This window comes from Paenibacillus sp. FSL P4-0338, from assembly GCF_038002365.1.
GTDB lineage: Bacteria > Bacillota > Bacilli > Paenibacillales > Paenibacillaceae > Paenibacillus_AQ.
On the sequence record NZ_JBBOCG010000002.1, the window covers coordinates 1,308,381 to 1,335,036 of the forward strand.

Consider the following 26,656-nt stretch of genomic DNA (forward strand, 5'->3'; position numbering starts at 1 on the left):
TTAGGAGTGAACCGACTAGATGAAAGCCTGCATTTTGGACGAAGAAGTCAATGAATGGGGTACGAAGGACACACGGACAGAACTGATACACAAGCTGCACAGATTGGAGGAAGAACAGTATATCCTGCGAGAGGGAGAAAGCTTCCAAGACTTCACCGATCTGATGCTGAGGCATATGGGTGACCCGGAGCCTGAGCTTCGTGAGCATATTTACTCTACCTTTTACATATGGCTGAAGCGCGATAATAAGCTCACAGCTGAGGAAATGCGGCATCTATTAACTGTCTTGCTGGACGACCAGCATTTGTTCTACCGGATTGGAAGTGAGGGCGGTCACAGTGTACTAACCAGGGCATTCGCGGTTCTGCCTATCGCTCTTATTATGCAGCGGGACAGGATTCATCCGTTCTTGCCGCCAAAAGACTTCCAGTATCTAAAGCTGTCCTTGCTTCGCTACTATCAGGAGGAGAAGGACCTGCGCGGTTATCTGGCAGCCGAAGGCTGGGCTCATGCCGCAGCTCACGGGGCAGATGCTCTGGAGGAGCTGATCCGCTATGAGGAAAGTGACATTGCGGTGCAGCATGAGGTGTTAGAGGCGATTACAGGAATGCTGCATAACGGTGTTCGGATTTTTGACGAGGAGGAAGACGAACGCATGGCTAGTGTTGTGAACACGATGATCCGCGAAAAGCTGCTTCCGCAACAGGAGATTGCCGGCTGGATTCATAGCTTGTCGCAGTGCATGGAATGGCCGGATACACGCGCACAGAGAGTCGCCAGAGTGAATGGGAAAAATATCGTGCGCAGCCTGTATTTCAGAACGATTGACCGGAATGATGGGAATTATCTTACACTCACCAGCGCCATGCTGACGGCTGAAGCTAAATTAAACTGCTTTAACGAGGCAAATCATACATATGGAGGTAACGAAGCATGAGTACTCACTATTATTTCAGTTGGTTTAATGGTGTTTTGCCAGAGGGGCTGGTTGAGTGGCTGCAGGAGGATCTACAAGACAGACAATCGCTTGTTATGATTAGCGCTCAACCCTCTGATTTTGATGATGAGCAGATTAACTTTGAGGATATAACAGAATGGACATGGCTCCATCAGGCAAATCTTAGGTTTGAAGAGTCTCATTACATCGATTACCGCATGCAGAAGGAAGAGGCCCGGCAATGGATCCAGAACGCGTCGGTTATTTTTTTATGCGGGGGAGATCCTGTTCAGCAACATGATTTTTTGGCGGAATATGAATTAACGAATGTGATTAAAAACAGCAATGCCGTTATCTTGGGAGCCAGCGCTGGTGCGTTGAACATGTCTGCCAAATGGGTAACCTCGCATAACGCCGCTCATACCGTTGAAATAGATACAATTCAGGAGGGGTTGGGCTTTGATCCGTTTGCCTATGAATCACACTCGCAACGCGACTATGCCTCGTTCGTCCAAGGCTACCTGTTCCCCTTATCGGAGGAGATGGATGTATATGCGGCAGAGCAGGAGAGTGCGATTCGTGTAAAAGACGGAAAAATCGAAATAATGGGTCCGGTATATTATATATCCCGCTCGAAGATTCAGAGAATAAGCGTATGACCACGGATAAGTATCCGATTGAAGCATTGCTAGACTAATTGTTGCTCCTTACCTCATTGGGTAGTATAATTCTTCCAAATATGATGCGTGAGGAGATTGAAAAATGACTGAACAAACAGTAGATAGTAGAATAGCAACATTAGGAATCGTCCTCCCCAATGCAAGCGAACCAGCAGCTAAGTACGCAAACTTCGTTAAAGTAAACGGGTTATTGTATGTTTCAGGTAAGGGACCTGCTGGAACGCCTAAAGGAAAGTTAGGTCAAGAGTATACAACCGCAGAAGGTTATCAGTTTGCACGGCAGGTTGGGATTGAAATTATGGCTGTACTAAAAGCTGCTTTAGGTACACTGGATAAAGTGAAACGAGTGGTTAAAATTCAGGGCTTTGTTAATGCGGTCGCTAATTTTGAAGAACATCATAAAGTGTTAAATGGTTGTTCTGATCTTATGTTGGATGTTTTCGGAGAAAAGGGTGTCCATGCACGATCAGTGTTTGGAGCTGTTTCGGTTAGAGATAATCTTCCAATCATTATTGATTCAATATTTGAGGTTGAAGAATAAAGGAGAACCCAGGAGGAACCATTGGAATGGACTTTCGGTTAAGACTTGATGGTGCGTTAGACGAAATATATGAACCGCTATGGCAGTTACGGATTCAGCTCACCGATGAAGAAAAAGCGCTGCTCCGAAGCAAGAAGGTGCGGCGGCTTCATTACATTCGGCATGGAGGAGCTTCTTTCATCAATACCCACCATACCTACAGCCGCTTACAGCACACGTTAGGTGTATTTGCGCTTATAGCGCATTTTGAGCCGGATAATCATACGTTGCGGGCAGCAGCATTACTGCATGATATCGGGCATGCGCCTTTCAGTCATACACTAGAATCCCTTCCAGGCGTGGATCATCATGAATGGACGCGGGAGGCCGTGTTTTCACAGGAGATTGTCGACATCCTAGTCCGTGCAAATATTCGTACAACTGATGTTATGGACTATATAGATGGATCAAAGCGAAGCCTATTGAGGAACAAGGACGGAATTCTTCATGCAGATCACCTGGACTCCTGGGTCAGAAGTGCATTTGTCGGCGGTTATCTGACTATTTCGACTGGTGAACTTTTTGAAGCGATGAGCTATACAAATGAAAATCTCCAGTTCACACTCGAAGCTGGCAAGCAGGTCACCGAGCTCATATGGGAAGAAGCTCGTATGCAAGCTTCCCCGGCTAACATTGGCGTAAACGCGATCATGAGGAGGCTGGTAAGCCGCTTAGTACATAAGGACGCATTCGAAGCAGCGAAGTTGCCAATCATGATGGATACGCATATCGAGCAGTTGCTTTATAGTGATCCAGACACACGGGAAGAGTATGAGAAGTTGCTCATGGAATCATGGCGAATTCGTGTGTCGCGGGAAAAGCCTGCTTTTCCAGTGGAAACGGCAGTACTGAGTAAGCTCTATCTCGCAATGCCGCTCATCCAAGGTGTGTTGATCACCGAATGTTCGCAAGACTGCCTCGCTACGATCAACCAGCTTACAGAGCTGCTAGGCACGTACTACGTTTGGTGGGAGCTTTAATATAGGATGAGTCAACATCACGGTGATGATAAACCTTTCTCGAATAATCACACTCTGGGCTTCTATGCATATAATTGATGATGTGATTATTTGCATTTCTGGAGGTTAAGCTCATGAATAGGATTTATCCGTATTGGTATAGATCACAATTTGTCCCCGTTTGGGCCACTACAACACAAGAAGCACTTGAACTAATAAGGAATGCGGTACAAGGTGAACGGAATGATGAACTTTTTTATGATCAACTCATCAAACTGGCTCCGAACCAAGAACAAGTTAACGTGATTACCTCTATCCGGAATGATGAAAGAGGACATAATCAAATGTTTCGGCAAATGTATAGGGAATTAACAGGACATGAAGTAACAGGAGTTAGCAACGAAGCTCCGGATAATGTTAATTCATATATTGCCGGGTTGCAACAAGCCTTCCAAGGTGAATTATCTGCTGTTGAGAAATATCGAAAGATATGGTTCGGTCTTCCGTACGGCATTTACAAGGATACTCTGTATGGCATTATTCTGGATGAGCAAAAACATGCGGCTAAATATAACAATCTCCTGCTGCAAAACTTAGCTGCGAATCAGTTCTGATATCCCACGCACGGATAGGCCTCTTCTCTCATAGGGAGCGAAGGGGCCTCTTCGCTGATTAATACGCGTCTAGTTTTCACTGGCAGTATCTGTTACGTGTGCATTAACACATTTTATTAATGAAACCTACCATTGGGATAATTCGTATTAATGGAAAAATATTCTGTTGAGGATGGTTATTATGATTCAAGAAAACACAACTTGTAAAGCTTGTGGAGGTACTACCTTTGCTAAAGGTGAAGTGAACGCTGTGGATGCTAGATTAATGCCGATTGGTAAAACATTTTCTTTTGGCTCCCCGGTTATATATACATTTTGTAAAAAGTGCGGAGAAGTAGTCTCCATTAGAGTTAAAAATCCGGATAAATTTTGAACATAACATTACAGCTTCATGTTTCAACTCACAAAAGAAAGGTGGAATTATTTGTAACTTGGAGGTGTGGCACTTGACTAATAATCAATTAGTACCAGTTATTCTTGCGTTCCTCGCGGCTATTAGTTGTTTGACTGTGTTCCTAAGTAAGCGTAAGAAAAAGTAAATTGGTTTTTAGAGGGGAGATCCAAGCCCCCCCAGTGCATGGTAGCATGGATTATATGCACTGCGCATACGTATACCAATTTTTGTAGCTGTTTTTATTAAGCCCCTGGCGCTCAGTAACTTGTTTGTATCATTGTTCTTTCAATATATAATGGTTATGTGTCCTCTCCTTCGAGGGAGAGGGAGGTTAACCCTCCCACAATCCTTGTCCTCGGATTCTTCGTTCTCTACCCTAATTCGAGCGTTGCAATAAATGTATTGCAACCCTTTATTGTAATGGTATATATTGTATTTATATACCTTGTTGGAAGGATGATTTAACATGACTCGAAGCCAAAGTACATATTTCACGATATGGCTATCTGCTTTAACTATTTTTTTGACTCTCGATTTTCTGTATATCGAATATCGTGCTATTATGTTTGGTTTAACGACTCTTAGCTGTGCCGTTGGTTTCTTTAGACACAAGAATGCTTAAACCTGGCTTATATCAGGCTTTTTTATTTACCTGTTCTCGCGGTCCGGAGTGTCATACAGATGATTCCAAACGATTTGATAGCTAACCTGCAATCCCTTGATCTTCGTCTCATTAACCGCTCAACCTCCGCTGCGTCTTCGACCGGCTTAATTCCGCGTGTCTTGTACATTTGAATCATCAGATTGCGCAGTCCAACATACGGCTGTAACCACGGGTTGTGCTTCGCGAACTCCTGAGAGCTTTTGTCGATGGTCACAACCGGGCAGATGATACAACCAGTAAGCGCGCCGCATGGGTCGTCATTCTTTTCGCCGGCTCAAGCCTTACACTGCCGCAATCCACATTCTATGAAGGTCTTCTGCTTATAGTCCATGGTTTCACTCCTTTCTGTTACGCCGTATGCCAGGCATTAAGCTAACAGACAGATTAGTGAAGCAAACGGTCTTAAACTTTTCTCACATTGAAAATGAGTAATATGGTATATTTAGGCAAAATGTAATATGAATGGGTGAACAAATTGACGTTAATAAATAACTACCTCCTAAGATTGGTACAAGAGACTGTAAAGAAATATATAGATCCTAATGCAGAAGTTGTAAGCATTGAAAGCACGCCTATTAGTATGGGCTTACAAGCAGTTGAGTTAATGCGCCATAGTGTACAATTGAAGATACTTGACGAAACATCGAAGTGGTCCCTTGTTTCAAAATATGCAACCATGATAGAACGACAGGTATTGACGAGGCTTTACTCCCAAGGAGCAAGTGTACCTTTTTCTTTTTCCTATGGTTCTGAATTAGATGAAAGGTTTCTTATTTGCATACAGGATGTTGATTATCAAACAAACTATAGTAACATAAATGTTAGTTTACTTCAGAAGAGTGAAACGAAGGCACTAGCCTACATTCACGCCTCTAACTTTGGCCAAAGAAACGAACTTTCATGGTTACCTGAAGTAGACAGCTTATATATAGAAAAGACGATATTCGAGTGGTGGAGACCCCAATGGCAAGCTGCTAAGAAAAATGAACAGTTTATAGATATCTTCGGGCATTACATCCCCTTAGTGGAAGCTGTTGCTGATACGATTATTGAGGATATTAAACATGTAATAAATGATGAAAGCAGCCAAACGTTAATTCATAACGACCTTAATCCAGGAAATGTATTGGTACATAACAATTCTGATGTACTCTTTATTGATTGGGAAGCAGCTAGGTATGGCTCTTTATTTTTAGATATCCCACTCCGTTGTGTTACCTTGGAACAAATTAAGGATTACAGGGGGCTACTGGCTGATAAAAGCATAGAATTTTCTTATGATCATTTCAGTCAAATGTATGGAATTGCTTCCCGCTACCTGGGACTTAGATATATGAGTTGGAATTTAGGAGCTTGGTCTAATAATTCTTACGCCAAAGATAACTTAAAGAAATATTTAGACATGGTGGTGGGAAATTAACCAACCTAACGAAAAACGCTAGTTAAACAACACATTGGCTGCTTATGACTTTGTTATTCGTTCAGAGCTGCCGCAATAGGCTGCGGTTTCTCACCGTACATACCCCCCCTTTACTGTACAGTTTGCGTCAATAGTCCACTGGTCCACCCTTGGCAGAGTACATAAACTGAAATCCCCTTTCTGTTACGCCCTATCTTCGGACTGTGCAACAATCACTATGGCTCTCGATGATAAAGGAGATTAATTAAGCTCCCAGGCAGTAAATTTTGACTATAGGAGTACTTTCCCAATCTCGAAGAAGAAATTGGTGTAATATTATTTGCATTAAAAAGAAAAGGATGCGATTTACATTAAAGTTAGATCAGAACAATTAAATGATTTTGGTGAAGTATTTAAATTGAATTATTTGGCTTTTGGAAATAGGGAAGATGAATCAAAATTAATTGAAAGCATTAGAATATCTGATGATTTCATCCCTGAACTATCCCTTATTGTGGAATAAAATGACAAAAAAGTAGGTCATGCGTTATTTAGCAAAGCTGAAATTGTTGACGATGAACACTCTCATGAGGTCATAGTTCTTGGCCCTATTGCAGTATTGCCAAGCAACCAAAAAACAGGGATTGGTGGTACACTAATTCAAGAAGGCTTAAAAAGATGTGAAGCATTAGGTTATGAATTTGTATTCGTAATAATAGGACATCCGACTTATTATCCGAAATTTGGATTTAAGCCAGCGAGAAACTGTGGATTTGAACTAAAGCAATTTGACGTACCAGATGACGTTTTTATGGTCTTTGAATTAACAGAAGGAAAGATAAAAACAACAATTAAGGGCGAGTTGAAGTATCCAAAGTCCTTTTTTTAATTGATGTATTATTCGAACTATCGTTCTGCTAGCAGAACACGCTAGTTCAAAACGCTGCGGCAGTCTTTGGCTTTGTTTACTCCTTCAAGGCCGCCGTCGTTTAATATTTGGGGGTAACGTCCAATCGCTTTCTTACGACACAGTTTGCGTATATAACTCATCTTCGTTTGGTCGCTCCCCCTGTGGGAGCGTAATTTGATAACGCATACATTTACTATTTCTTCGTACTGCGCAATAGTCACTATGACGCTCTATGAAAAAAACCATTTAAGCCAGCGGGCAGGATAGTATGGTAACCACCTTGAAATAATTATCGAGATAAATTAAGAAAGGGGCTGAGTAGATGGAAAATGGAAAAATCTTAGGAATCGCATATAATGTAATTCCGGTTAAAGATGTAAAAAAATCTGCAGAATGGTTTGTCAGTCATTTTGGTTTTAACATCAGAAATGATAGGGGAAACTATTTAAGCTTATTCAGGGACAACCGTCCAATAATTGATTTAATTGAATCTGATAATGACACAAGAGCAGTGTTTGAAGTAAATGGACGGCAAAGGTGGATTGTAACATTTTTTACAGATGATATTGACTCATTACACATGAGGCTAACATCTGGGGGAGTTACGACCAGACCTATTAGCAATGAAGGCATGTACGGCAAGTTTTTTGTTTTTGAAGACCTAGATGGAAACTTATTTGATGTATGGGAGCATAATGATTGTGAGTTAATCTTTTAAGAAAGCAATCTAACATGATTTTTCCCTCTCAGTAACTTTAAATAAAACTTTCCATCCCATAAGTTAACATAAGGTGTAAACTGGAAGCAGATTTTTTGAAGGAATGGACTTAATGCAAGTTATTAAATCTATAACAGAGTGCCCAGAACGTCATATTGAGCTTGCTGAATAGGTTAAAGAAAAGTGGCCAAATGTAAAGAAGGTGGTCCTCCCAAAAATTGATGAAAGTTTATCGGCTGAAGCTAGTACGACACTATAAAGTAATTTATCGCAACATGATTTGTTCCTATTAAACATGGTGTGCTATATGCGTAAGGAGAATACTACATTGATACTACTCAGATCCAAAAGGATCAAAATCATCACCTTTTCTACCATTCTGATATTCGCTCTTGTCGTACTAATCTTGTATTTGAGTTATGCGAAGCAAACAAATGCTGTATTAGTCAAATACTCTAGAATGAACCAAATTGCTCCTAATGTATTCGTTGAACCTGAAATCAATGAGAGTGAAAAAGCAGAACTAATCCATTTTGTTCAAATATCTTCTGCGAAAATTAATGTACTTTTTGGTCCAAAAGAATCGGCCCCTGTTGTAATCTATGCAAAATCAAAAAAGGCTTTGGATAATTATGCGGATTCTGATATTGGACAAACTTATTATTATCCATGGAATAACTACATTGTAATCGGCTCAAGGGGTTATAACGAGAATGTTATTGCTCATGAATTCACCCATGCAGAATTAAGAAAGAGGCTCAAAAACAGCAGCAAAGTGCCAGTATGGTTTGATGAGGGGCTAGCCGCTATGGTCGATGGCCGATTTACAGATAATGAAAAAACTTGGAAAATCCAAACGAAAGACGGCAAAGAATCAATAAATTTCGACCTATTGGACTCCCACTCTGCATTCCAGCCTAATGCTCAAAGTCGTATGAACTATGAACTGGCGTGTTATGAGGTTTCGAGGTGGTATGGAATTGTGGGTACTCCTGGTCTATTAAAGCTGTTGGATTCTCTGAATGAAGGTGAAGAATTTATTAAGGTGTATAAAGGGATCGAAAGTAATATGAGTGATGAAGCTAGAGGAGGTAATTTATATTGAGTATGCAGTATAGAAAATTAGCGATTGAAGAGTGTGTACTGATAAATGATATAAATCCTTCACAATACATAAATAATGCATGGAGAGAAGTTGATGGAAAACGCCAGTTAGTCAAAATTAATTATCAAGATTCTGATTGGGCTAATGGTTATGAACATCATTTCAACAGTTTAAAAGCAACTATATTAAGTAACGGTGAAGCGGTTGGTGCTTTTGATGAAAACAACAAATTAATAGGGTTCGCAACATTAAATCGTGAGTTCTTTGGTGAAAAATATAAATACGTTTTATTAGACCAGTTATTTATTTCATTAGAGCATAGGAATAAAGGAATTGGTAGAAAGCTATTCTTAATAATCGCAGAAAGAGCTAAAGCGTGGAAAGCAGATAAAATATATATTTGTGCTGGTTCTGCCGAGGAGACGGTTGCATTTTATTTTGCAATTGGCTGTAAAGAGACGGTAGAGATAAATAAGAAACTATACGAAAACGATCCAAACGATTATCAATTAGAGTTTCAACTTTAGTAGATTAGTCTGTTCAACTAACGAGAAACGTTGTTTCATCAACATAGCGGCAGTTTATGACTCTGTTTTTCGTTCGGAACTGCCATGATAGGTTGAATTTTCACCGTACTATCCCGCTCTTACTGAACAGTATACGTCAAAAGTTCACTAGTCCACTCTTGTAAACAGTGTACAAATTAAAATCCCCTTTCTGTTACGCCTTATTCTCGGACTGTCCAACAAGCACTATGACTCTCGATGAAAATGCTTCATTAAGCTAACGGGCAGGATTGCTTCATTTAATCGACGAATACTTTATTGTGAATATCTTAATAACGGGGGCAGGGTATGGAAATTAAGATACGAGAAATTATAGCAAACGATTATAATGAAGTTGTTTTCTTATGGAACAATGTACTTGGCGTTCATACTGTTACGGATGAGAACTTTCGCGTTAAGATGGAACAGATGAGAATGGCGGGCAATTACAAAACGTTTGTTGCGTTACTTGAGAACCATGTTGTTGGTTTTATATCTAGCGTTCATGCATTAGCTGTAGGGTCTGCGAATGATTATCTGCATATAACCGGACTTGCTATACATAATGATTTTCAGCGACAAAAGGTAGGCACTAAACTGTTAAGATACACTGAAAATTATGCGAAAGATTGCGGAATATCCAGCATAATTCTATGCTCAGGGATGAGGCGAACCGAGGCTCATGCTTTCTATGAACAAAATGGCTATGACAAAGATTCATACTGCTTTGATAAGTTTATTAAACTTGACTAATGAATAACTATTTTGCGTTTAACTAACGAAGAAACGTTAGTTAAACAATAACAGCGGCAGTCTTTGACTTTGGTTTTTAGTTCAGAGCTGCCGCGACAAGCTGAGTTTTCTCCCCGTACTATCCCTCCTTTAGTGCGCAGTATACGTCTACTGTTCACTGGCCTCATCTCGTGCAGAGTACATAAATGAAATTTCCCATCCCATAGTTAACTTAAAGTGTAAACTGGAAGCAGCTTTTTCAAGGAGTGGACTTAATGCAAGGTATTAAATCTATAACAGAGTGTCCAGAGCGGTATATTGAGCTTGCTGAATAGGTTAAAGAAAAGTGGCCAAATGTAAAGAAGGTGATCCTCCCAAAAATCGACAAAAGTTTATCGGCTGAAGCTGGGTTGCCATACACATTCCTACTATTGGAGAACGACAAGTCGAAAAGATTTATCGTCATGGATTGCACCATTGTTCATTGATGAGAATGAGAGTGGACGGGGTTTGGGTTACTTCACGGAACGTATTGTATATTACTACATTTGTATATTATAATGAACAAGAAGGAGGTGCAATTTCTTGAATGCTATACACATCAGGATAGGAAACAACCTGCAGCGTATTAGAAAGAATAGGCAGTTAAGCTTAGATAAGCTCGCTGATTTAACGAAGGTTAGCAAAGGTATGCTTCATCAAATTGAGCGGGGAGAAACGCAGCCCACAGTGACAACCGTGTGGAAAATTGCTACGGGACTCAATATTTCGTTCTCATCTCTACTTAAAGAGGATGACGCAGTAGTATCCATTGCAACTCGAAAAGAAATTCCAGATTTAACAGAAGACAATGGAAAATGTAGAGTGTACTTACTATTTCCGTTTGATCCGCAGACACGTATTGAAACGTTTACGATTATTCTCAGCCCTACTTGTAACTATGTTTCATTCCCGCACAATGATGGGGTTCAAGAGTATATCACGGTTACCTCCGGAGTGTTCAGTCTACAGATTAAGGACGAAATATACGAATTACAAGAAGGCCAGGCTATAAAATTTACAGGCAATATTGAACACCGTTATATCAATAAATCGGACGAAGATGTGACGATACATGTGATTATGCATTATATGGATTCTTAATTGCATGTAATGATTAAGGAGGAATACACGTTGACAAGTCAACTTAAAGATAGTGCCCAGCAGGTTCAAAACAAACTATTGGAACTGGGGTATGCAAATCAAGTTGTAGAACTGCCTGACAGTACACGAACTGCACAGGAAGCTGCCGATGCGATAGGCTGCGAGGTTGCACACATAGCGAAGTCCATTATCTTTCGGCTCAAAAATGAAGATAAACCCTTATTGGTTATAGCAAGCGGAGTCAACCGGATTAACGAAAAACAAATTATTAGCTATCTGAATGACAAATTGGGAAAAGCTGACGCTGATTTTGTACGTGAACACACAGGATTTGTTATTGGAGGCGTACCGCCTTTAGGACATAAAGAGTCGATCCTCACTTTTGTTGATCAAGATTTGTTACAATATAGAGAGATATGGGCTGCTGCCGGACATCCAAGAGCTGTGTTTCAATTAACACCCGAAGAATTAATTCAAATGACAAACGGACGAGTCATCTGTGTAAAATAAATTCATGTCTACCTTTCAAGTTAGCTCGCTAACGGGGATGTTAGTTCTGTGTGGCGAGTACGCCCCTAAAGTTAGGGCAGTGTAGTTTGGTTTTATTCAACTTTCACCTGGTTTTTAAAGAAGTCTGTTTGTATAATTATTCCATGCGCAGCCAGTCAAGAGGAGGAATTAATTATGCACATTCAGACAGAACGGCTCAGCATTACCCCTTTTACCCAAGAAAATTACATAAAAGTATCAGAAACATATTCTGTTAGAAATCATATCATTAACTATTTAGATAAGCTTAAAGAGGACCCTGAATTATTAGGCTGGGGTGCGTGGTTTGTAACCTTGACGGATAATCAACAAATTATCGGTGATATTGGCTTCAAGGGAAAGCCTGATCATCAAGGAATTGTAGAAGTTGGATTTGGCCTTATTCCTGAGATGCATAATATGGGTATAGCCACTGAGTCGGTAGGAGCTATTATAGAATGGGCCTTATCATCAAAAAAAGTCCAAAAAATTGTGGCCGAGTGCCTTATCGATAATATTCCGTCTATCAGAGTTCTGGAGAAATTGAGTTTTACACGAACCGGAGTAGAGAACGGAATGATAAACTGGGAATTGGTAAAGGATCAATCTCTACACTCACACTAAGAGTCTGATATTCATACCATAATGCTCATGATATAATCCCAAAAAAGGGGGGGATTGCGTTGAGCGGGTTCATAATCGTTGTTCTTATTTTTATTATAATTTTTGGAGTATTCAGGAAAAAGAGGTGAGTCCGCTTGACTCTTCAAGCTGTAATTTGTGGGTGATACCCGGTGTGCGGTGATTGGCGATGTGGTTTTGACCGATATGCTTGCAGTCTTTGGATAAATACCGTCACCTGTGGTATGAGCAGGCAGCACCAGATTATATTGCGAAGGACCTCCTGGATGCGGCAAAATGGTTGGTAGGCACACTAAAGCGGACAACGCCTGGATAGAGCTACGTTGTCCGCTTTTTCAATGACAATGGGTTAAGGCTTCACCTCTCCCGGAATCTCAAAAAACACCTCAGAATTCATATCCTTCATTCCCAAAGTAGTCACGTTCCCGTCAGGATCAATGAATCCATAACCCGCTGCTCCAATATGTCCCATGAAATGGTAGAATACGACCCGGCCCGTTAGTTTGGGGAGTGTGCCGTCCTGGTTGGTAATTTGGTAAGGTTTAAAGAACAGTCCGCTTGCTGCTTTAACCTTCCAGTCGAAGGTGGCGGTCCACTTGACTTCGCTATGGTCCCCCACAACCTCATAGTAAGAGATACTGTTACCCCCGGATAGGAAAAATTGGTCGGCCCTGCCCTCCGGGAAATAGTAATCGAAATTGCCTCCTTCTACGCCACTCACTTCAAATTGTTTAAGTGCGCTAACTCTGGGCAGTTTCAGGGCGGCGGTCCGGGCTTCAGCCAGATTAGAGGACGCTAATTGCTGCTTAAGCTCTTCACTGGGCCTCGAAGCGACGAAGACGATCCGCTGCTTGGGATTCCACAAGACATAGGCTCCGGTCGATTCAGCGATGAAGCGTAAGGGAACCATCACCCGCCCTTTTCGGATGACCGAAGCTGCTTCGAGTTTCACTTCTTTATTACCGATCTTTGCTGTTTGTTGGCCTGCCACTAAGGTCACGGTCTGTCCGTCCCGGGTAAGCGTGACTGTTTTCGAGGCGTTGTTCCATTGGATGGAGCTGCCGGGGATTTTTTGGGCCACCTGCAGGGGGACCATCGTCGTGCCATTCGTGATATATGGGGCCACATCTGTATCCACAAACGAGTTGTTCATCGAGATCTGAATGGCAGCTGATGCGGCTGAAGCCGTTCCCATTAAGGCACTTCCAGTGAATAGCATTGACGCGATAAGCCACCCGGCAACGCCTTTTTTCAACATTGTGTTCACTAATGCAAATCCTCCTTGTTCCAATTTATGTTTTATTCTTCCTGCAATTGTAGACGCACGAGAGAGGAGAAGGTTGCTATAAGTTAGGCTTGTGAGATAATCTATATCGAAGTTTGCGCCAACGTAATACGCTGTATCATGATAGGGAGGACTTACGGACTTACCGTGGAAATAAATAATCGTATTATCAAGCATTACCTGAAAATCGTTCTGTTCATAAATGGGACAGCCTATGCTGGAAAATCAACGATGGTAAAAATGCTGGCCGATAAGTATGGGTTACTTCTAAACACTTGCTATAAATTTTCGGAGTTGAACTCCTTTAGGCGGATCAAAGGTTTTTTCCTCTGAGTTCCTTTTTTCGTTGTGGTATGTCCTTGTTCGTCCGTTCTTCTCTCAATAAATTGTCCGGTCAAAAAATTGATATCATCCTCGTCCGCTTGATCTATGGTGGTTGCTCCTGTAAAGTAGCTACCGCTCGTGTAACCGATCAAAAACCAATCCTTATCTTGATACCGGAATCTATATTTGTTATACCATCTCCAGTTGCTCCCCCCATAATCGCTAACCAGGACAGAACCCCGGTCAATGGTCAGGCTATCAAAAGGATCGCCCCAAACTCCGCCCTCATCCGCCCGCAAAATGACATTTTTGGCGATGATGGATAGGGTGTACTTATTATTTTTGCCACCAAAAGCAATTAAGAGTGACCGTGGAGACGCCTCGTCCTTGACTGAATTCTTCTCTATGACCATTGCAAGATCGGAGACACCGTCTTTATTTAGGTCACCTTTGGCGATGGCCTTCTCTCCGAGAACAGGCTCTAGAATGTGCCAACCTGCCGGAATTAGTGCATTGATATTATCTGCTTTGGCCGCTGGCTTTGGGGTCTGGGTTGGCGCTGCTTTCGCCTCCGCAGTTTGAATTTGAGAAGGATCAGTACACCCTACTATGTAGCTTATAAGGGCAACAATACCTACGGACTTTACTATTAGTTTTTTCATCGAGTCAGATTCCCTTCTTCTTCATACGTTTCAGCTTAGTAATGACCTGTCCTTAGTATATCGAATGGATTGATGGACATGTAATACCTTGAACACAACAAAAAAACTACAATATTGAGAGATTTATAGTTATGCAGAATACTTGCGATGAATTAAAATGGAAAAAGAGAATCGGTGCGAATGCCAAGCTCCCATGAAATCTCAAGGATCTTCGCACCTCGAAATTTGTCGAATCCCTGAAAGATCGAGAGTGCTAGTTGAATGTCAAGGTGTGATTCATACTTTACTGATATAATATTAAGGGAAAAGAAGTAAAACGATAGGGGAAAGGCATCGATTATGCCCATTTCCGCTGTCGCACTCTACATGAGTGCGTGGATTGAAATCGGATGAAGCCTGGCTTCGCGATCGGCGCGTCGGCGTAGCTCCTCATGTAGGGGTGTGTATTAAAAGTGGGGCGATCGGCACTATCACAGGCATGGTCTGGCCCCTCCTTATGTACGAGCATGTATTGAAATCGCACAAAGAATAATCGCCCTCATACCAACACCTGCCCCCAAGCTCCCACCCCCCGTCCTTTCGCCCCTATACTTCACCAATCCCACTAACCCTCCCCCACCCCCCACAAGTACATATCCCGCAAGTGAGTATCCGACCCGGACCCTGGCATGTTAGAATAGGACCAATGTGTACATCCTATGTGTGAATTTAATCGGGGGGGGCAACAGGTGAGAGCGTTGAGATTGAGAGATTACATGGGCCCTTCGGAGACTTCGGCGCACCGGCAGGCGAAGTGGGTCAAGCGGTTTCTGTATACGTACTGGCTGGTGATTGCTCTGCATTTCCTGGCCCAGCTGGGGTCTTTTGTATGTTTGCCGTATCCCATGGGAGCGCACGAGTTCTACTATGATGTGTTGCTCTATCCGACGCTACTAATGAGTGCGGTGGTTGGGTTGACGCAACTGGTGGATGTTGCGGCACCGAAGTATTCCTTCGTGCTGCTGTTTGTGGCGGGGACAATTATCGCGATGATGATTATTCATCTGAATATGGATATACGGATTATCGGGGCGTTGATGCTGCTGCCGATTATTGCGTCGGCGATCTTTTTTCGGCTGGATCTCACCTTGTTCACCTCTGGCCTGCAGGCGGCGGCCTTCTTCATTCTCTACCGCTGGGATTACTGGTTCAAGTATTATCTGACGGATTTCGACCTGATTGCGATCCCGCTCTTCCTGCTAGTTGGCACGCTGGTGGCGGGGATTATCATCATTAACGGGCGCGAGTTGGCAAGCGATCTGGAAGCCACTCTGACAGCCAAGCAGGATCTGATGATTGAGAATGCGGTGATCCGCAAGCTGTCTACCACCGATGCACTGACAGGACTGTATAACCATATTTCTTTTCACGAATTCTATGAAAAAGCGATGGAATACGGCAGTCAGGGTGCCCCATTCCATCTTGCGCTGGTAGATATCGATAATTTCAAGCGAATTAACGATAAATATGGACACCGTATGGGGGATCTGGTGCTGGCCCGGGTCGCGCAGATCATCAAGGACCATCTCTCTCCCGCAGACATTGCTGCCCGCTACGGCGGCGAGGAATTTGCGGTGTTGCTGTTCGAAAAGAGCTTCGAGGAGGCTTACACCCTCATGGATTGGATTCGCCACATGCTCTCGGAGACGCTTCATGAAGAGATGGAGCACGGGGCGGTGACCGTCAGCATTGGCCTCAAGAGCTATGCCGAAGGCGCCACCAAAGAAGCGCTGTTCGAAGAAGTCGATAATCTCCTCTATACGGCCAAGCACTCCGGCAAAAATACTACGCTGACCCCGCTGACGCAGCGGAATGCTGTGTAGTCAAATTTGTCTCACCTGGTAACCTGCTTACGCTGCCGATGATTCATCCGCCGCCTCCGGTAACACGCTTACTCCTTCGAAGGCTCACCCTCCGCTGCTTTTTTGCGTGCCCGGAACCGCCGGACCTTCATCAGATTCCCGCACAGCTTGTCGTCGCAGTACCGCTTCGAGCGGTTGCGGGTATCGTCGTAATAGGCCCAGAGACAGTCGGGATTCCCGCAAATGCGGAAGCGAGAGGGCTCCTTCTCCAGCAGCGCAGCCGCAAAAGAGGCGGCAACCTCCGCCATAATCTGCCCCCAGTCCGCACGCTGCGGCTGGAGGGAGATCTCGGCTTCACCTGCTGCCGTCCAGACCACCTGCCGTATCACGGGCCCGTCGCTCATGTACGTATTCAACTGCGCAAGCAGCGCTGTGGACGGAGACTCTCCCGTGACCAGCCGCTGCAGCTCGTCCCATAACAAGCCGCGCAGTCCTTTGAGCTGCTTCAGCTCCTCCGGCCGGGGAGGGGCTGCTGCCGGCAGCTTGTGCTCCACCAGCCATTCCGCCAGCCATTTGGGGTCCTCCAGCCGGTCCTGGTCCGTGCTCCGGTCACTAGTCCGCCAATTCCGCCAATAGCTGTTCATGAAATCTACCCACAGCAAGCTTCATCTGTCCCTTCACATGTTCTTTCCCTTGATTGTAACAGTTAAAACTGAGTTACACTAGTTACTTGATACGCTCTGGCAAATATGTTACAGTGCTCGTGTAACTTTTATTGGGGTTGTTTACAGGAGGGATATAGATGGAAAACAAAATTAGCGATGTGCTGATCGAGAACTGGGATTATGTGATGGATGTGGAGGATTGGCAGCCGCCGCTGAGTGCGGCGCTTGAAGGTGTGGACAGTGAACAGGCCGTCTGGAAGCCGGAGGGAGCTGCGGGCAATTCTATTTGGGAGAATGTTAACCATCTGACGTATTATAAGGAGCGTCTGTTGCGCAAGCTCAAGGGAATGGAGAAATTGCCTGATCTGGAGAGCAATGACGCTACATTCACTGTAACAGGAAGCGGGGAAGAGGACTGGAAGCAGGCGGTAGACAAGCTGAAGTCCATTCATGCCTCGCTGCGCGAGATTATTGTAGCTCTGGAGGAAGGCGCTTATGAATGGGGCGGCTCCGGGCATGCGCCAGGCGAAGAGGTCATGAGCCTGATTCTGCACGATGCCTATCATACGGGACAGATTGTACTGGTCCGCAAGCTGCAAGGCTCTTGGCCTGGCACCCGCCGTTTCGATTAAGCGCAGCAGCCATATTTTACAAGTGATCTGTTCGTAGGCGGCTCTGTTTCAGCTCCAAATCCCCGGGTTAATGGAAGACATGCAGCTATCAACGGAGAGGAGAGATTGAGGATGGAGCCGAATTACAAGGACAGAAGTGTTGAGGTTGAACGGACAGAGGTGCACCGCAAATCGGATTCCAGTCTTGTCGCATCCACGTTCATTAAATATGCAGCTTACATTATTATCACCTTCGGAGTTCTGTTTTTCCTGGTGAAATACGTATTCCCGATGTTCAAATAAGCCAGTTGCCCAGCTAAGTGCAGACTTGGACGGATTCACGCCAAAAAGCCACGAACCCCCTCAAGGGATCGTGGCTTTTTGTTCAAATATAAGAATGAATATGTTTCACGCTATACATTATCCTTCTATTTCCCGCCGAAACGGTACCGTCCTGTAAAAGGACGGCAAAGCCGTTTCCACTTGCATAACGGCTATACGTTCTTCTGGATCATCTCGTGGGAATCGGCGGTATTCCGGTAAAAGAACCAGCATTCATTCAGCAGTCTAATCTGACGGCAGTCCTTCTTGAGATAGGCCTTCATGAGCTGTTGGCGAAGCCATTGTGGCAAGGGTACCCCTCCTCTGCATGCTTCCTGTGTATAGATAGCATATGGGGGAATACGCCCAAAGGTGCACGGTTAGTTTCAGGTAGCCAAGCCGAATTTCACAAGGCCGCCCGGAACCGGCGTTACTGCACCCGTTCTTCTTCCTCTTCATACCATTGTTCAAGCTGGGCCTGGAGCGCCCGGATTTCGGTCAGTAGTGAGATCAGGGGGTAATGCTCCTCTTTAATAGAGGCAAAAGCCTGCTCCAGCCGGTTAATATACGCCAGCCCCGACTCCAGATGATGCTCTTCGCGCAGCAGCTCCAGCGCCTCGCATTCGGCCACCGCCCGCGGCAGTCCGGGTACATTCTCGGCTGTCAGCTTGTCGATTTCTTTGTTCAGGCGAAGATTGAGGGCGCTTAGCTGGTAAGCATATTCCTCCGGCATCTCCACGAATAGCAGTTCCTGATCCTGCTGCATAATTACGTAACGCATTCTAGGCATCTTTCATTCTCCCTCCGGACTTGTCTTCCTTCTTGACAGTGTAGCCTATGGGCAAGTTACAATTCAAGTAGAGATCTGATTTCCTTGAGGAGAGGACCGTGAAGGAACGCTATGACCAGTATGAGCAACGAAGAGCTGCAGCTGTGGATCGAGCAGGTGTCGCTGAACAGCTTTGGCGTGCCTTTCCGGCATACGGCGAGCTTTAACAGCAGACTTACGACAACCGGCGGACGATATTTTACCAAGAGCCATAATATAGAGATTAACCCCCAGCAGCTGGCGATGTACGGACGGGAGGAGACGGAGAAGATCATCAAGCACGAGCTCTGCCACTACCATCTGCATCTGGCGAAGCGGGGGTACATGCACCGGGATGCCGATTTCAAAACACTGCTGGCCCGCGTCGGCGGCAGCCGGTATTGTCAGACCCTGCCGGGAGCCAAGGCCCGCAAGCCGCAGCCTTACCGGTATAAGCTGGTATGTATTGCCTGTGCCACCGAGTATCTGCGTAAGCGCCGGGCCGATCCCGGGCGGTACCGCTGCGGTAAATGCTCCGGTAAGCTGAAGCTGATTGCGCTAGAAGCGGGCGCGGGTCCGGCTACTTAACTTTTGATAACCAGACCTAGTAGTCCGGCAAAAGAAGCCGCCTGCTCCGCAGAGATGATGCAGCCCTCCAGATCCTGAAGATCCACTAGAAGGCCGGTGAACTCGCAGTCGCTCAGGTCAACACCCTTCAGCTTGCAGCCAGCCAGCGTGGCCTGCTCCAGATTACATTCCGCGAGATACAGGCCGTTCAGGGTGGACTGGTAATAATCTGCGCTGACCAGCGAGCTGCGTTCGAAGGAAGCCCCTTTGAAGTTAGCGAAACGGAAGACCGCGAATTCCCCGATACATCCGGTGATGGATACATTTTGAAATCGTGCTCTGGTGAAGTCTGTACCGATCATGCGGCAATCCCTGAACTCGGTCCGGTGTATGAAGGCGTCGCTGAAATCCACATTGGACAGGTCGCAATGATCGAAGATCACATCGGTAAGCTCAATGCGCTGCAGCGAGGATTCCGTGATGGTGACGTTTTTGAAAATAGTCTTGTCGAAAGCTACCCGCGTAGCCTCCTGATATTCAATGAGCGCTCCTTCAATGAGGCAGTTGCTGAATTCGTCCTTGGAAGCAAGGGCGTGAATGTCCTGCGGCGTAAGTAGCCCGGGATCTGTGATTCTGGGTGGTTCTATCTTGTTACTCATGTCGGCCTCCTTGGCAGTTCCTAGGGCGTGTCTGAAAACTAATCATATTGAAGCTACTTCAACAGAATCATCGCGGAAGCGAGAAAGGCAAAGCTTAAAAAGTTTCGAGAAAGCTTGTCATAGCGTGTTGCGATTCCGCGGAATTGTTTGAGTTTGTTGAAAAAACATTCCACTACATGGCGTTCTTTATAATGGTAAAAATCACATGTCCAAGGATTTGCGGCATTGGATTTGGGCGGGATACAGTATGTTGCGTTTTGGGATTCAATGTACGTTCGAATCTCTACCGTTCCGTAGGCTTTATCGGCTAAAATAGCGGTTCCGGACAAGCTTACCCCTGACAGGACTTCGACCGCTGCCGTACAATCATGGATGTTTCCAGGCGTTAAAAATAGGCGAATCGGATTCCCTAGCGCGTCGACTACAGCGTGGATTTTGGTATTGCGTCCCCCTCGGGAAAGTCCGATTTCTTGGTTGGTTGCGGCATTTTCAGCCCTTTTTTAGCCCCCGCTGCGTGCTGGTGAACTTTACAAGAGGTGCTGTCTAGAGAAACATCCTGCAAGTCTGCATCGCTGGCGAGCGCTTCAAATATCTTTTGAAAAAGATCGTCATTGCTCCATAAACGAAACCGGGAATACACGGTTTTCCAAGAACCAAAACGTTCTGGCAGATCACGCCAAGGTGCCCCTGTTTTGACTTTCCAAAGCATGGCATTAAGCATCACCCGATTGGGTTTTGAGGGTCTGCCTTCACCCTTGTTTTCAGGTGGCAACAGTTCTTTGACCCTTTCCCAGTCCGGGTCTTTGATTTCGTGGCGTCTTAGCATCTTTTACAAGCTCCTCGTAATTGCGTCCTTGTAAAATTATGCTACGGTTATGCGTTGGAAGCAATATCTAGTTTTAAGACACGCCCTAGCCTTATTTGTCCTTATTTGATCTGGCCCATGTCCAGGTTGACCCGGTAATTGCCATACTTCAGCAGTTCATCCAAAAAAACGGTCAGCGCCTCCTGATCCACAGTACGCACCCGCATCCAGTAACAGCCCTCCCCGCTGATGCGGTAGAGCTCGGTGACACTCTCATGGGCCTTCGCAAAAGCCTGAAAAGGCGGATGATCCCTATTGCTGCTCAGAAAAACCGTGATAAAGGCGTGAATGCTCTGGCCGATCCGCAGCGGGTTATAACGGATGGTGTAGCCCTCAATGATGCCAAGCTCCCGCATTCTGCGGACACGTGCGCCTACAGCCTGGCCGGTCAGGTGGACCATCGCCCCGATATCCTTATGGCTTAAGGTGGAGTCTTCGATAAGGAGCTGGAGGATGCGGTAATCGGTATTGTCGATGAGGTAAGAGGTCATTTCCTTGAATTCCTTTCCGGCTGAAAGCAGAACATAACAATCTCTTTCGCGGCACAATGTCTTCTCTTCTTGCCCTGATTTATACTTATTGTATCAGAAAGTGAACATAAGGTAGACATCCGGGAAGAGGTGCATATGATGAAAATAAAGCTGATCCGCCACGCCACCCTATGGCTGGAATACGGCGGTGCAACGTTTCTGATCGATCCCATGCTGAGTGTGCAGGGCGTGAATCCGCCGATTATGAATTCAGGCGATGACCGCCGGAATCCGCTGGTGCCTCTGCCGGGCCCTGTTCAGCAGTGGCTGGAACCGGATGCAGTGCTGGTCACGCATCTGCATCCGGATCATTGGGATGCTGCGGCAGCAGAGCAGTTGTCCAAGGAGTTGCCGGTGTATTGCCAGGAAGGTGACGGAGAGACCATTGCGGCCCAAGGTTATGGGCGAGTTACTGAGATTAAGGATAGCGGGTCTGCGTCCTTCGGCGGTGTGACTCTGACGCGTACAGGCGGGCATCACGGGACAGGGGAGATCGGAGAATTAATGGGCAAGGTTTCGGGTTTCGTTTTTCGGGCGGAAGGCGAACCTGTGCTGTATCTGGCAGGCGATACGATCTGGTGCGAAGAGGTTCAGCAGGTGATAGAAGAGGAATCGCCTGAGGTGATCATTGTCAATGCCGGAGGGGCACGGTTCCTGATAGGAGGGCCGATTACCATGGATGAGCAGGACGTGGTGCAGGTATGCCATTCCGCTCCGGCTGCTTCGGTAATTGCTGTGCATATGGATACGATTAACCACTGCCGTGTGACGAGGGAGCTATTGAAGGAGCGGCTTGAACAGGAAGGTCTGTCCGCCCGCGTTGCCATTCCGCTGGATGGGGAGTGGGTCTGAATTGTAAACGATCTCAGAATCTCTCGCTACCCGCTTGACTAACCTGTAGAATCATGATAAATTAATCCTTGTTCATGTTAATGTTCCCTGATAGCTCAGTTGGTAGAGCACTCGACTGTTAATCGAGTTGTCACAGGTTCGAGTCCTGTTCGGGGAGCCATTACTTGGAGAGATACCCAAGTGGCTATAAGGGGACCCTCTGCTAAGGGGTTAGACTGCGTAAGCGGTGCGAGGGTTCGAATCCCTCTCTCTCCGTTCTTGAATTAACACATAAGGAGCTCATATTGAGCTCCTTTTTTTTGTTTTTAGAAAATTACAATTTTCTTCTGACGTGCATATGAAAAACCGAATACAATTTGCTGGGCGAAGGTATCTGGCCCGATTGTATATGAAAAACCGAATACAATGTGTTGCCGCGAAGGATCTCGGGCCAAATATATGCGGAAAACCGAACACAATGCACTGCCATAACGGGAAGTGGCTAAACGTATACGGGAAACGAATACAATCGGTACTGCTGTGATAAAGGAGGGGGCCTTGCTCCGCAGCCCGTAACCTTGTAGAGAAATCCTGCAAGAAGTGCAGCAATACGGCCCAATAGAAGCGAGCAGTACTGAAATTCTGCATGAAAGGCAACAAAGCTAGCGCTAGGTTGCACTAAACACCGGAAATCCTGCAAATGATGCAACAATGTACCAAAGTCCGTAATATTTTTAGAAGAATCCTGCATAATGTGCAACAATGTGATTCATATAAGCGGGTCCCTTTAGCGGGAAACGCTGAATCCCTGGAAGATACGATTTTCCTGTCTGATGTCGTAATTCCATATAGTCGATGTCGCATTTATCTACTAAAAATACTGCTTATTATATGATACTTTATAGGTGATGTCAGAATAATGTATATGGAGGTGCAGGCGGGTGAGCATTAAGATTGGCAAGATCAGCTTTTGGCATGTGCATGCCTGGGATTATACGAAGCAGGCTCAGGAGCATGAAGATACGGAGATTGCTGCGGTATGGGACGAGGATGCGGAGAGGGGCAGGAAGGCGGCAGAGAGTTTGAATGTCCCATTTTATGATTCTTTGGAGGACATGCTTGCCAGGAAGGATATCGATGCCGTGATTGTCGACGCGCCAACCCATATGCACCGGGAGGTTATGATTGCGGCGGCCAGAGCAGGCAAGCACATCTTCACCGAAAAGGTTGTAGCTGCAACGCTGAATGAGGTGAACGAAATCCTCTCTGAGGTAGCGGAGCATGGAGTGAAGCTAACCGTGTCCTTGCCGCGGCTAAATGACGGTTATACGTTAACGGTTCAAGACATTTTAAGCCAGGGACTGCTGGGGGAGATCACTTATGTCAGAGTCCGCTTATCTCATAACGGCGCAACGGCCAACTGGCTTCCCGAGCATTTTTATAGTCTCGAGCAATGCCAGGGCGGGGCATTGATTGATCTGGGATGTCATCCCATGTACCTGACCAGACTGTTTCTGGGTCAAGAGGTGACCGGGGTAAGCGCGAGCTTCGGATATGTGACGGGCAAGGAAGTGGAAGACAACGCGGTAGCGACGCTCTATACCGGTTCGGGAGCGATCGGTGTGGTGGAAGCCGGCTTCGTGAACAGCTACTCCCCTTTTACCATAGAAGTGCATGGAACGGAAGGAACTCTACTCTATGGAACGCCTGAAGCGAAGCTGCTTGTTAGAAGTAATCAAGCAGCAGATCAAGGGGCTGCCTGGAACGATACGCCTGTGCTGGCCAACCGTGATAGCGCTTTTGAGCAATGGGTGGCCCACATCCAGGATGACACGCTTGCTTCTGACAATATTCAAGCGGCAACGGAGCTTACCCGGTTAATGGAGGCGGCCAATCTCTCGGCGAAGGCAGGACGGGTGGTCCGGTTAGCCGAACTGAAGTCTTGATTCAAAATCCGAGACAGAACGTAACCTAAGCAGGAGGTTAACATGAGCCCTTTTCCCTTCGAGATTATGTTTGAGAAGATGGATCTGTTGGAAAGATTGGATATTTCTATCCTGTGGGGACATTATGAAATTTCCGTTCTACGGTTTCATTTGACCTCTTTTCCGCCGGGGAGGGTCATTGATTTCCATAACCATGCTGAATTTGAATTTCATTTCATACCGCGGGGCAAGGGAACCGTCATTCTTGGCGATCAGCAGTATCCTTTATCGGAGGGAATGCTCTATTTGACCGGACCGGGAGTGATGCATCGTCAGGAAGCAGATGCGGAAGAGTCGATGGAGGAGTTATGTCTGCATATCCATATTGCGGAGAAGCCCCGGAACGATGCAGACCCATGGGAGGTTGCCGAAGCGGAGGAATGTGTGGAGAAGCTGAGGAGGCTGCCGCTTGTCCCTGCGCAGGATTATCACAGGGCGATGAAGTGTTTTCTGGAAGCCTATGAAGCCTGTGACGGCAAGCTTGCGGGATATTACACATCCATCAAGCATCTCGTGATCAGTATCTTGCTGAAGGTAACCAGAGCTTATGATACAGGCGGGATGGGAGCTGAGGCACCCGTAAGGGACATGTTAACCTACCGCTATCAATATGCTGTTCAGTACATGGAAGCGAATTATTCAGCCGCCGTGACGCTGGAGAATGTTGCAGAGAAGCTGAATATCAGCGCAAGACAGCTGCAGCGGATATTTAAGCAGATCGATCCGGATCAGACCTTCAGCCGGATTCTTGAAGAGATCCGGTTGAAGGCAGTGTGCAGCAAGCTTGAAGCCAGTAACCTGTCGATCGAACATATCGCGGAGTCCGAGGGGTTCACCACTGCGACCTATTTGCATTCGGTATTCCGCAAGCGGCTGGGCATGACCCCGGCTGCATACCGCAAGGCCCGAAAAATACATGAACAGTGAGGATGTGCGGCGATGAGCAAAGTGTATCGTGTTGGAGTGATCGGCTGTGGAGGGATTGCGAACGGGAAGCATTTGCCTGCCTTAAGCAGACAGGATAAGGTTCAAGTGGTAGCTTTTTGCGATATTATCAAGGAACGGGCTGAAGCGGCTGCTGAACAATATGGCGGTGCAGATGCTGCTGTCTATACGGACTATCAGGAATTATTGAAGGATGCTTCCATTGATATTGTTCATGTGCTTACTCCTAATGACGCGCATGCGGAAATATCCATTGCAGCCTTGGAAGCGGGCAAGCACGTGATGTGTGAGAAGCCCATGGCCAAAACAGCGGCGGACGCCAAACGTATGGCTGAAGCAGCGAAACGTACTGGGATGAAGCTGACCATAGGGTATGACAACCGGTTCCGGCAAGACAGCCTGTATCTGAAAAAAGTCTGTGAAGCAGGCGAGCTCGGCCATATCTATTATGCGAAAGCACATGCGATCCGGCGGAGAGCGGTCCCTACCTGGGGGGTATTCCTGGATGAGGAGAAGCAGGGGGGCGGCCCGCTCATTGATATTGGAACCCATGCGCTGGATCTGACGCTCTGGATGATGGACAACTACAAACCGAAGGTTGTGCTGGGGACCAAATACCACGAGCTCTCCCAAAAAGAAGATGCGGCCAACGCCTGGGGACCCTGGGACCCGAAGAAATTCGCCGTGGAAGACTCTGCGTTCGGGATGATTGTAATGGAGAATGGAGCAACGATTACGCTGGAGGCGAGCTGGGCGCTGAATTCGCTGGATGTGGATGAAGCCAAGTGCAGCTTAAGCGGAACCGAAGCGGGTGCGGACATGAAGAACGGTCTCCGGATTAACGGGGAGAAGCATAGCAAGCTCTACACGAATGAAATTGAGCTTGGTGCCGGAGGAGTGGCCTTCTATGAAGGCAAAGAAGAGAAAGCTACGGATATCGAATTAAGAAAGTGGATCGAAGCGATTGAGCAGGATAAAGATCCGGTCGTGACTCCTGAACAGGCTTATGTGGTCTCCCGGATTCTGGAGGCCATCTATGAATCGGCACAGACGGGGAAAGCCGTATATTTGGACTAGGCGGTCATTGCCCGAGTCAAATCTCAGATTTCGTAAAAGCTTCAAATGTTAAAAAAGCAGCGATTCTCTCGTTATTGGAGAATCGCTGCTTTCTGTTTTTGGTCCATTGATGTTTGGACGGTTTCTTTTT

Annotated in this window: 30 protein-coding genes, 2 tRNA genes and 1 pseudogene; 25 read left to right on the plus strand and 8 right to left on the minus strand. The window is 45.8% G+C overall.

What is annotated here, in order from left to right:
• Nucleotides 1-19 precede the first annotated feature (19 nt).
• The 15 genes and pseudogenes from MKZ07_RS29625 to MKZ07_RS29695 all read left to right on the plus strand — a co-directional run bounded on the left by MKZ07_RS29625 (nucleotide 20) and on the right by MKZ07_RS29695 (nucleotide 12,532).
• A complete protein-coding gene (locus tag MKZ07_RS29625) occupies nucleotides 20-937 on the plus strand; it encodes a DUF2785 domain-containing protein (RefSeq protein WP_341029097.1) in 918 nt (305 codons plus the stop codon).
• Complete coding sequence (locus MKZ07_RS29630) at nucleotides 934-1,596, plus strand: Type 1 glutamine amidotransferase-like domain-containing protein (protein ID WP_341029099.1); 663 nt, start codon at nucleotides 934-936, stop codon at nucleotides 1,594-1,596. Before MKZ07_RS29625 ends, MKZ07_RS29630 begins: the two co-directional genes overlap by 4 nt.
• A 103-nt stretch (nucleotides 1,597-1,699) precedes the next feature.
• Nucleotides 1,700-2,158: a RidA family protein gene (locus MKZ07_RS29635; RefSeq protein WP_341029100.1), complete on the plus strand. Its 459-nt coding sequence runs from the start codon at nucleotides 1,700-1,702 to the stop codon at nucleotides 2,156-2,158.
• A 26-nt stretch (nucleotides 2,159-2,184) separates the two neighbouring features.
• On the plus strand, nucleotides 2,185-3,177 hold the full coding sequence (locus MKZ07_RS29640) for an HD domain-containing protein (RefSeq protein ID WP_076161983.1): 993 nt from the start codon (nucleotides 2,185-2,187) through the stop codon (nucleotides 3,175-3,177).
• Nucleotides 3,178-3,290: 113 nt separating this feature from the next.
• On the plus strand, nucleotides 3,291-3,770 hold the full coding sequence (locus MKZ07_RS29645; protein WP_036697259.1) for a ferritin-like domain-containing protein: 480 nt from the start codon (nucleotides 3,291-3,293) through the stop codon (nucleotides 3,768-3,770).
• A gap of 181 nt (nucleotides 3,771-3,951) precedes the next feature.
• Nucleotides 3,952-4,143, plus strand: a complete 192-nt coding sequence (locus MKZ07_RS29650) for a hypothetical protein (protein WP_076161985.1) — start codon at nucleotides 3,952-3,954, stop codon at nucleotides 4,141-4,143.
• Between the two features lie 1,160 nt (nucleotides 4,144-5,303).
• Nucleotides 5,304-6,248 (plus strand): phosphotransferase, encoded by a 945-nt coding sequence (locus MKZ07_RS29655; protein ID WP_162174487.1) that lies wholly within the window; start codon nucleotides 5,304-5,306, stop codon nucleotides 6,246-6,248.
• Nucleotides 6,249-6,765: 517 nt separating this feature from the next.
• A pseudogene (locus MKZ07_RS29660) lies at nucleotides 6,766-7,116 on the plus strand (GNAT family N-acetyltransferase); the annotation flags it as partial.
• 343 nt (nucleotides 7,117-7,459) lie between these two features.
• Nucleotides 7,460-7,855 (plus strand): VOC family protein, encoded by a 396-nt coding sequence (locus MKZ07_RS29665; protein WP_341029106.1) that lies wholly within the window; start codon nucleotides 7,460-7,462, stop codon nucleotides 7,853-7,855.
• 328 nt (nucleotides 7,856-8,183) lie between these two features.
• Entirely contained in the window at nucleotides 8,184-8,960 is a 777-nt protein-coding gene (locus MKZ07_RS29670; protein WP_051493795.1) for a hypothetical protein, read from the plus strand.
• 2 nt (nucleotides 8,961-8,962) lie between these two features.
• On the plus strand, nucleotides 8,963-9,487 hold the full coding sequence (locus tag MKZ07_RS29675; RefSeq protein ID WP_235218493.1) for a GNAT family N-acetyltransferase: 525 nt from the start codon (nucleotides 8,963-8,965) through the stop codon (nucleotides 9,485-9,487).
• Nucleotides 9,488-9,814: 327 nt separating this feature from the next.
• Nucleotides 9,815-10,258 carry a GNAT family N-acetyltransferase gene (locus MKZ07_RS29680; RefSeq protein WP_036697251.1) on the plus strand — a complete coding sequence of 148 codons (444 nt, stop codon included), beginning with the start codon at nucleotides 9,815-9,817 and terminating at the stop codon, nucleotides 10,256-10,258.
• 564 nt (nucleotides 10,259-10,822) lie between these two features.
• Nucleotides 10,823-11,380, plus strand: a complete 558-nt coding sequence (locus MKZ07_RS29685) for a helix-turn-helix domain-containing protein (RefSeq protein ID WP_076161991.1) — start codon at nucleotides 10,823-10,825, stop codon at nucleotides 11,378-11,380.
• Between the two features lie 30 nt (nucleotides 11,381-11,410).
• Nucleotides 11,411-11,890, plus strand: a complete 480-nt coding sequence (locus tag MKZ07_RS29690) for a YbaK/EbsC family protein (RefSeq protein ID WP_036697247.1) — start codon at nucleotides 11,411-11,413, stop codon at nucleotides 11,888-11,890.
• 174 nt (nucleotides 11,891-12,064) lie between these two features.
• Entirely contained in the window at nucleotides 12,065-12,532 is a 468-nt protein-coding gene (locus MKZ07_RS29695; RefSeq protein ID WP_036697246.1) for a GNAT family N-acetyltransferase, read from the plus strand.
• A 367-nt stretch (nucleotides 12,533-12,899) separates the two neighbouring features.
• On the opposite strand, the gene MKZ07_RS29700 is transcribed toward MKZ07_RS29695, so the two are convergent.
• Nucleotides 12,900-13,808 (minus strand): copper amine oxidase N-terminal domain-containing protein, encoded by a 909-nt coding sequence (locus MKZ07_RS29700; protein WP_235218492.1) that lies wholly within the window; start codon nucleotides 13,806-13,808, stop codon nucleotides 12,900-12,902.
• Between the two features lie 305 nt (nucleotides 13,809-14,113).
• Nucleotides 14,114-14,821, minus strand: coding sequence for a hypothetical protein (locus tag MKZ07_RS29705; protein ID WP_036697244.1), 708 nt, complete (start codon nucleotides 14,819-14,821; stop codon nucleotides 14,114-14,116).
• Nucleotides 14,822-15,549: 728 nt separating this feature from the next.
• On the opposite strand from MKZ07_RS29705, the gene MKZ07_RS29710 reads away from it, so the two are divergent.
• Nucleotides 15,550-16,683 (plus strand): GGDEF domain-containing protein, encoded by a 1,134-nt coding sequence (locus MKZ07_RS29710; protein ID WP_305954422.1) that lies wholly within the window; start codon nucleotides 15,550-15,552, stop codon nucleotides 16,681-16,683.
• A gap of 68 nt (nucleotides 16,684-16,751) precedes the next feature.
• Here the strand turns inward: MKZ07_RS29710 and MKZ07_RS29715 are convergent, their stop codons facing one another.
• Nucleotides 16,752-17,324: a CGNR zinc finger domain-containing protein gene (locus MKZ07_RS29715; RefSeq protein ID WP_036697240.1), complete on the minus strand. Its 573-nt coding sequence runs from the start codon at nucleotides 17,322-17,324 to the stop codon at nucleotides 16,752-16,754.
• Nucleotides 17,325-17,464: 140 nt separating this feature from the next.
• Between MKZ07_RS29715 and MKZ07_RS29720 the strand changes: the two genes are divergently transcribed.
• A complete protein-coding gene (locus tag MKZ07_RS29720; RefSeq protein ID WP_036697238.1) occupies nucleotides 17,465-17,959 on the plus strand; it encodes a DinB family protein in 495 nt (164 codons plus the stop codon).
• A 111-nt stretch (nucleotides 17,960-18,070) separates the two neighbouring features.
• Nucleotides 18,071-18,241: a hypothetical protein gene (locus MKZ07_RS29725; RefSeq protein ID WP_200869223.1), complete on the plus strand. Its 171-nt coding sequence runs from the start codon at nucleotides 18,071-18,073 to the stop codon at nucleotides 18,239-18,241.
• Nucleotides 18,242-18,432: 191 nt separating this feature from the next.
• Here the strand turns inward: MKZ07_RS29725 and cmpA are convergent, their stop codons facing one another.
• Together cmpA and MKZ07_RS29735 are read right to left on the minus strand one after the other, a co-directional pair.
• A complete protein-coding gene (gene cmpA / locus MKZ07_RS29730; protein ID WP_143804182.1) occupies nucleotides 18,433-18,570 on the minus strand; it encodes a cortex morphogenetic protein CmpA in 138 nt (45 codons plus the stop codon).
• Nucleotides 18,571-18,689: 119 nt separating this feature from the next.
• The gene (locus MKZ07_RS29735; RefSeq protein ID WP_036697237.1) at nucleotides 18,690-19,049 is read right to left on the minus strand and encodes a hypothetical protein; all 360 of its coding nucleotides are present in this window, start codon (nucleotides 19,047-19,049) and stop codon (nucleotides 18,690-18,692) included.
• A 120-nt stretch (nucleotides 19,050-19,169) separates the two neighbouring features.
• Here MKZ07_RS29735 and MKZ07_RS29740 point away from each other — a divergent pair, with 120 nt between their 5' ends.
• Nucleotides 19,170-19,655 (plus strand): SprT family protein, encoded by a 486-nt coding sequence (locus MKZ07_RS29740; RefSeq protein ID WP_051493793.1) that lies wholly within the window; start codon nucleotides 19,170-19,172, stop codon nucleotides 19,653-19,655.
• On the opposite strand, the gene MKZ07_RS29745 is transcribed toward MKZ07_RS29740, so the two are convergent.
• The 3 genes from MKZ07_RS29745 to MKZ07_RS29755 form a co-directional block, all read right to left on the minus strand.
• Nucleotides 19,652-20,293: a pentapeptide repeat-containing protein gene (locus tag MKZ07_RS29745; protein ID WP_076154104.1), complete on the minus strand. Its 642-nt coding sequence runs from the start codon at nucleotides 20,291-20,293 to the stop codon at nucleotides 19,652-19,654. The two genes, MKZ07_RS29740 and MKZ07_RS29745, sit on opposite strands and share 4 nt — an antisense overlap.
• A 53-nt stretch (nucleotides 20,294-20,346) precedes the next feature.
• A protein-coding gene (locus MKZ07_RS29750; RefSeq protein ID WP_341027176.1) for an IS5 family transposase occupies nucleotides 20,347-21,119 on the minus strand; the annotation gives its coding sequence in 2 pieces (ribosomal slippage) (nucleotides 20,347-20,789 and nucleotides 20,789-21,119; 774 coding nt in all).
• 101 nt (nucleotides 21,120-21,220) lie between these two features.
• Nucleotides 21,221-21,649 (minus strand): Lrp/AsnC family transcriptional regulator, encoded by a 429-nt coding sequence (locus MKZ07_RS29755; protein ID WP_341029113.1) that lies wholly within the window; start codon nucleotides 21,647-21,649, stop codon nucleotides 21,221-21,223.
• 138 nt (nucleotides 21,650-21,787) lie between these two features.
• Here MKZ07_RS29755 and MKZ07_RS29760 point away from each other — a divergent pair, with 138 nt between their 5' ends.
• The 6 genes from MKZ07_RS29760 to MKZ07_RS29785 all read left to right on the plus strand — a co-directional run bounded on the left by MKZ07_RS29760 (nucleotide 21,788) and on the right by MKZ07_RS29785 (nucleotide 26,526).
• Nucleotides 21,788-22,540, plus strand: coding sequence for an MBL fold metallo-hydrolase (locus MKZ07_RS29760; protein ID WP_036697228.1), 753 nt, complete (start codon nucleotides 21,788-21,790; stop codon nucleotides 22,538-22,540).
• Nucleotides 22,541-22,624: 84 nt separating this feature from the next.
• Nucleotides 22,625-22,700, plus strand: a tRNA-Asn gene (locus MKZ07_RS29765).
• A gap of 6 nt (nucleotides 22,701-22,706) precedes the next feature.
• Nucleotides 22,707-22,795, plus strand: a tRNA-Ser gene (locus tag MKZ07_RS29770).
• A gap of 665 nt (nucleotides 22,796-23,460) precedes the next feature.
• The gene (locus MKZ07_RS29775; RefSeq protein ID WP_036697226.1) at nucleotides 23,461-24,465 is read left to right on the plus strand and encodes a Gfo/Idh/MocA family protein; all 1,005 of its coding nucleotides are present in this window, start codon (nucleotides 23,461-23,463) and stop codon (nucleotides 24,463-24,465) included.
• A gap of 42 nt (nucleotides 24,466-24,507) precedes the next feature.
• Complete coding sequence (locus MKZ07_RS29780) at nucleotides 24,508-25,431, plus strand: helix-turn-helix domain-containing protein (RefSeq protein WP_036697223.1); 924 nt, start codon at nucleotides 24,508-24,510, stop codon at nucleotides 25,429-25,431.
• Nucleotides 25,432-25,443: 12 nt separating this feature from the next.
• Nucleotides 25,444-26,526, plus strand: coding sequence for a Gfo/Idh/MocA family protein (locus MKZ07_RS29785; RefSeq protein ID WP_341029116.1), 1,083 nt, complete (start codon nucleotides 25,444-25,446; stop codon nucleotides 26,524-26,526).
• Nucleotides 26,527-26,656: the final 130 nt, after the last annotated feature.

Excerpts from the sequence above, each read along its gene's own strand:
- MKZ07_RS29675 (WP_235218493.1), top strand. The coding sequence starts at position 8,963 with ATGCAGTATAGAAAATTAGCGATTGAAGAGTGTGTACTGATAAATGAT.
- MKZ07_RS29720 (WP_036697238.1), top strand. The coding sequence starts at position 17,465 with ATGGAAAACAAAATTAGCGATGTGCTGATCGAGAACTGGGATTATGTG.
- MKZ07_RS29645 (WP_036697259.1), top strand. The coding sequence starts at position 3,291 with ATGAATAGGATTTATCCGTATTGGTATAGATCACAATTTGTCCCCGTT.
- MKZ07_RS29665 (WP_341029106.1), top strand. The coding sequence starts at position 7,460 with ATGGAAAATGGAAAAATCTTAGGAATCGCATATAATGTAATTCCGGTT.
- MKZ07_RS29740 (WP_051493793.1), top strand. The coding sequence starts at position 19,170 with ATGAGCAACGAAGAGCTGCAGCTGTGGATCGAGCAGGTGTCGCTGAAC.
- MKZ07_RS29650 (WP_076161985.1), top strand. The coding sequence starts at position 3,952 with ATGATTCAAGAAAACACAACTTGTAAAGCTTGTGGAGGTACTACCTTT.
- MKZ07_RS29635 (WP_341029100.1), top strand. The coding sequence starts at position 1,700 with ATGACTGAACAAACAGTAGATAGTAGAATAGCAACATTAGGAATCGTC.
- MKZ07_RS29785 (WP_341029116.1), top strand. The coding sequence starts at position 25,444 with ATGAGCAAAGTGTATCGTGTTGGAGTGATCGGCTGTGGAGGGATTGCG.
- MKZ07_RS29780 (WP_036697223.1), top strand. The coding sequence starts at position 24,508 with ATGAGCCCTTTTCCCTTCGAGATTATGTTTGAGAAGATGGATCTGTTG.
- MKZ07_RS29640 (WP_076161983.1), top strand. The coding sequence starts at position 2,185 with ATGGACTTTCGGTTAAGACTTGATGGTGCGTTAGACGAAATATATGAA.
- MKZ07_RS29760 (WP_036697228.1), top strand. The coding sequence starts at position 21,788 with ATGAAAATAAAGCTGATCCGCCACGCCACCCTATGGCTGGAATACGGC.
- MKZ07_RS29700 (WP_235218492.1), bottom strand. The coding sequence starts at position 13,808 with ATGTTGAAAAAAGGCGTTGCCGGGTGGCTTATCGCGTCAATGCTATTC.
- MKZ07_RS29755 (WP_341029113.1), bottom strand. The coding sequence starts at position 21,649 with ATGACCTCTTACCTCATCGACAATACCGATTACCGCATCCTCCAGCTC.
- MKZ07_RS29745 (WP_076154104.1), bottom strand. The coding sequence starts at position 20,293 with ATGAGTAACAAGATAGAACCACCCAGAATCACAGATCCCGGGCTACTT.
- MKZ07_RS29680 (WP_036697251.1), top strand. The coding sequence starts at position 9,815 with ATGGAAATTAAGATACGAGAAATTATAGCAAACGATTATAATGAAGTT.
- MKZ07_RS29625 (WP_341029097.1), top strand. The coding sequence starts at position 20 with ATGAAAGCCTGCATTTTGGACGAAGAAGTCAATGAATGGGGTACGAAG.
- MKZ07_RS29705 (WP_036697244.1), bottom strand. The coding sequence starts at position 14,821 with ATGAAAAAACTAATAGTAAAGTCCGTAGGTATTGTTGCCCTTATAAGC.
- MKZ07_RS29725 (WP_200869223.1), top strand. The coding sequence starts at position 18,071 with ATGGAGCCGAATTACAAGGACAGAAGTGTTGAGGTTGAACGGACAGAG.
- MKZ07_RS29630 (WP_341029099.1), top strand. The coding sequence starts at position 934 with ATGAGTACTCACTATTATTTCAGTTGGTTTAATGGTGTTTTGCCAGAG.
- MKZ07_RS29735 (WP_036697237.1), bottom strand. The coding sequence starts at position 19,049 with ATGCCTAGAATGCGTTACGTAATTATGCAGCAGGATCAGGAACTGCTA.
- MKZ07_RS29695 (WP_036697246.1), top strand. The coding sequence starts at position 12,065 with ATGCACATTCAGACAGAACGGCTCAGCATTACCCCTTTTACCCAAGAA.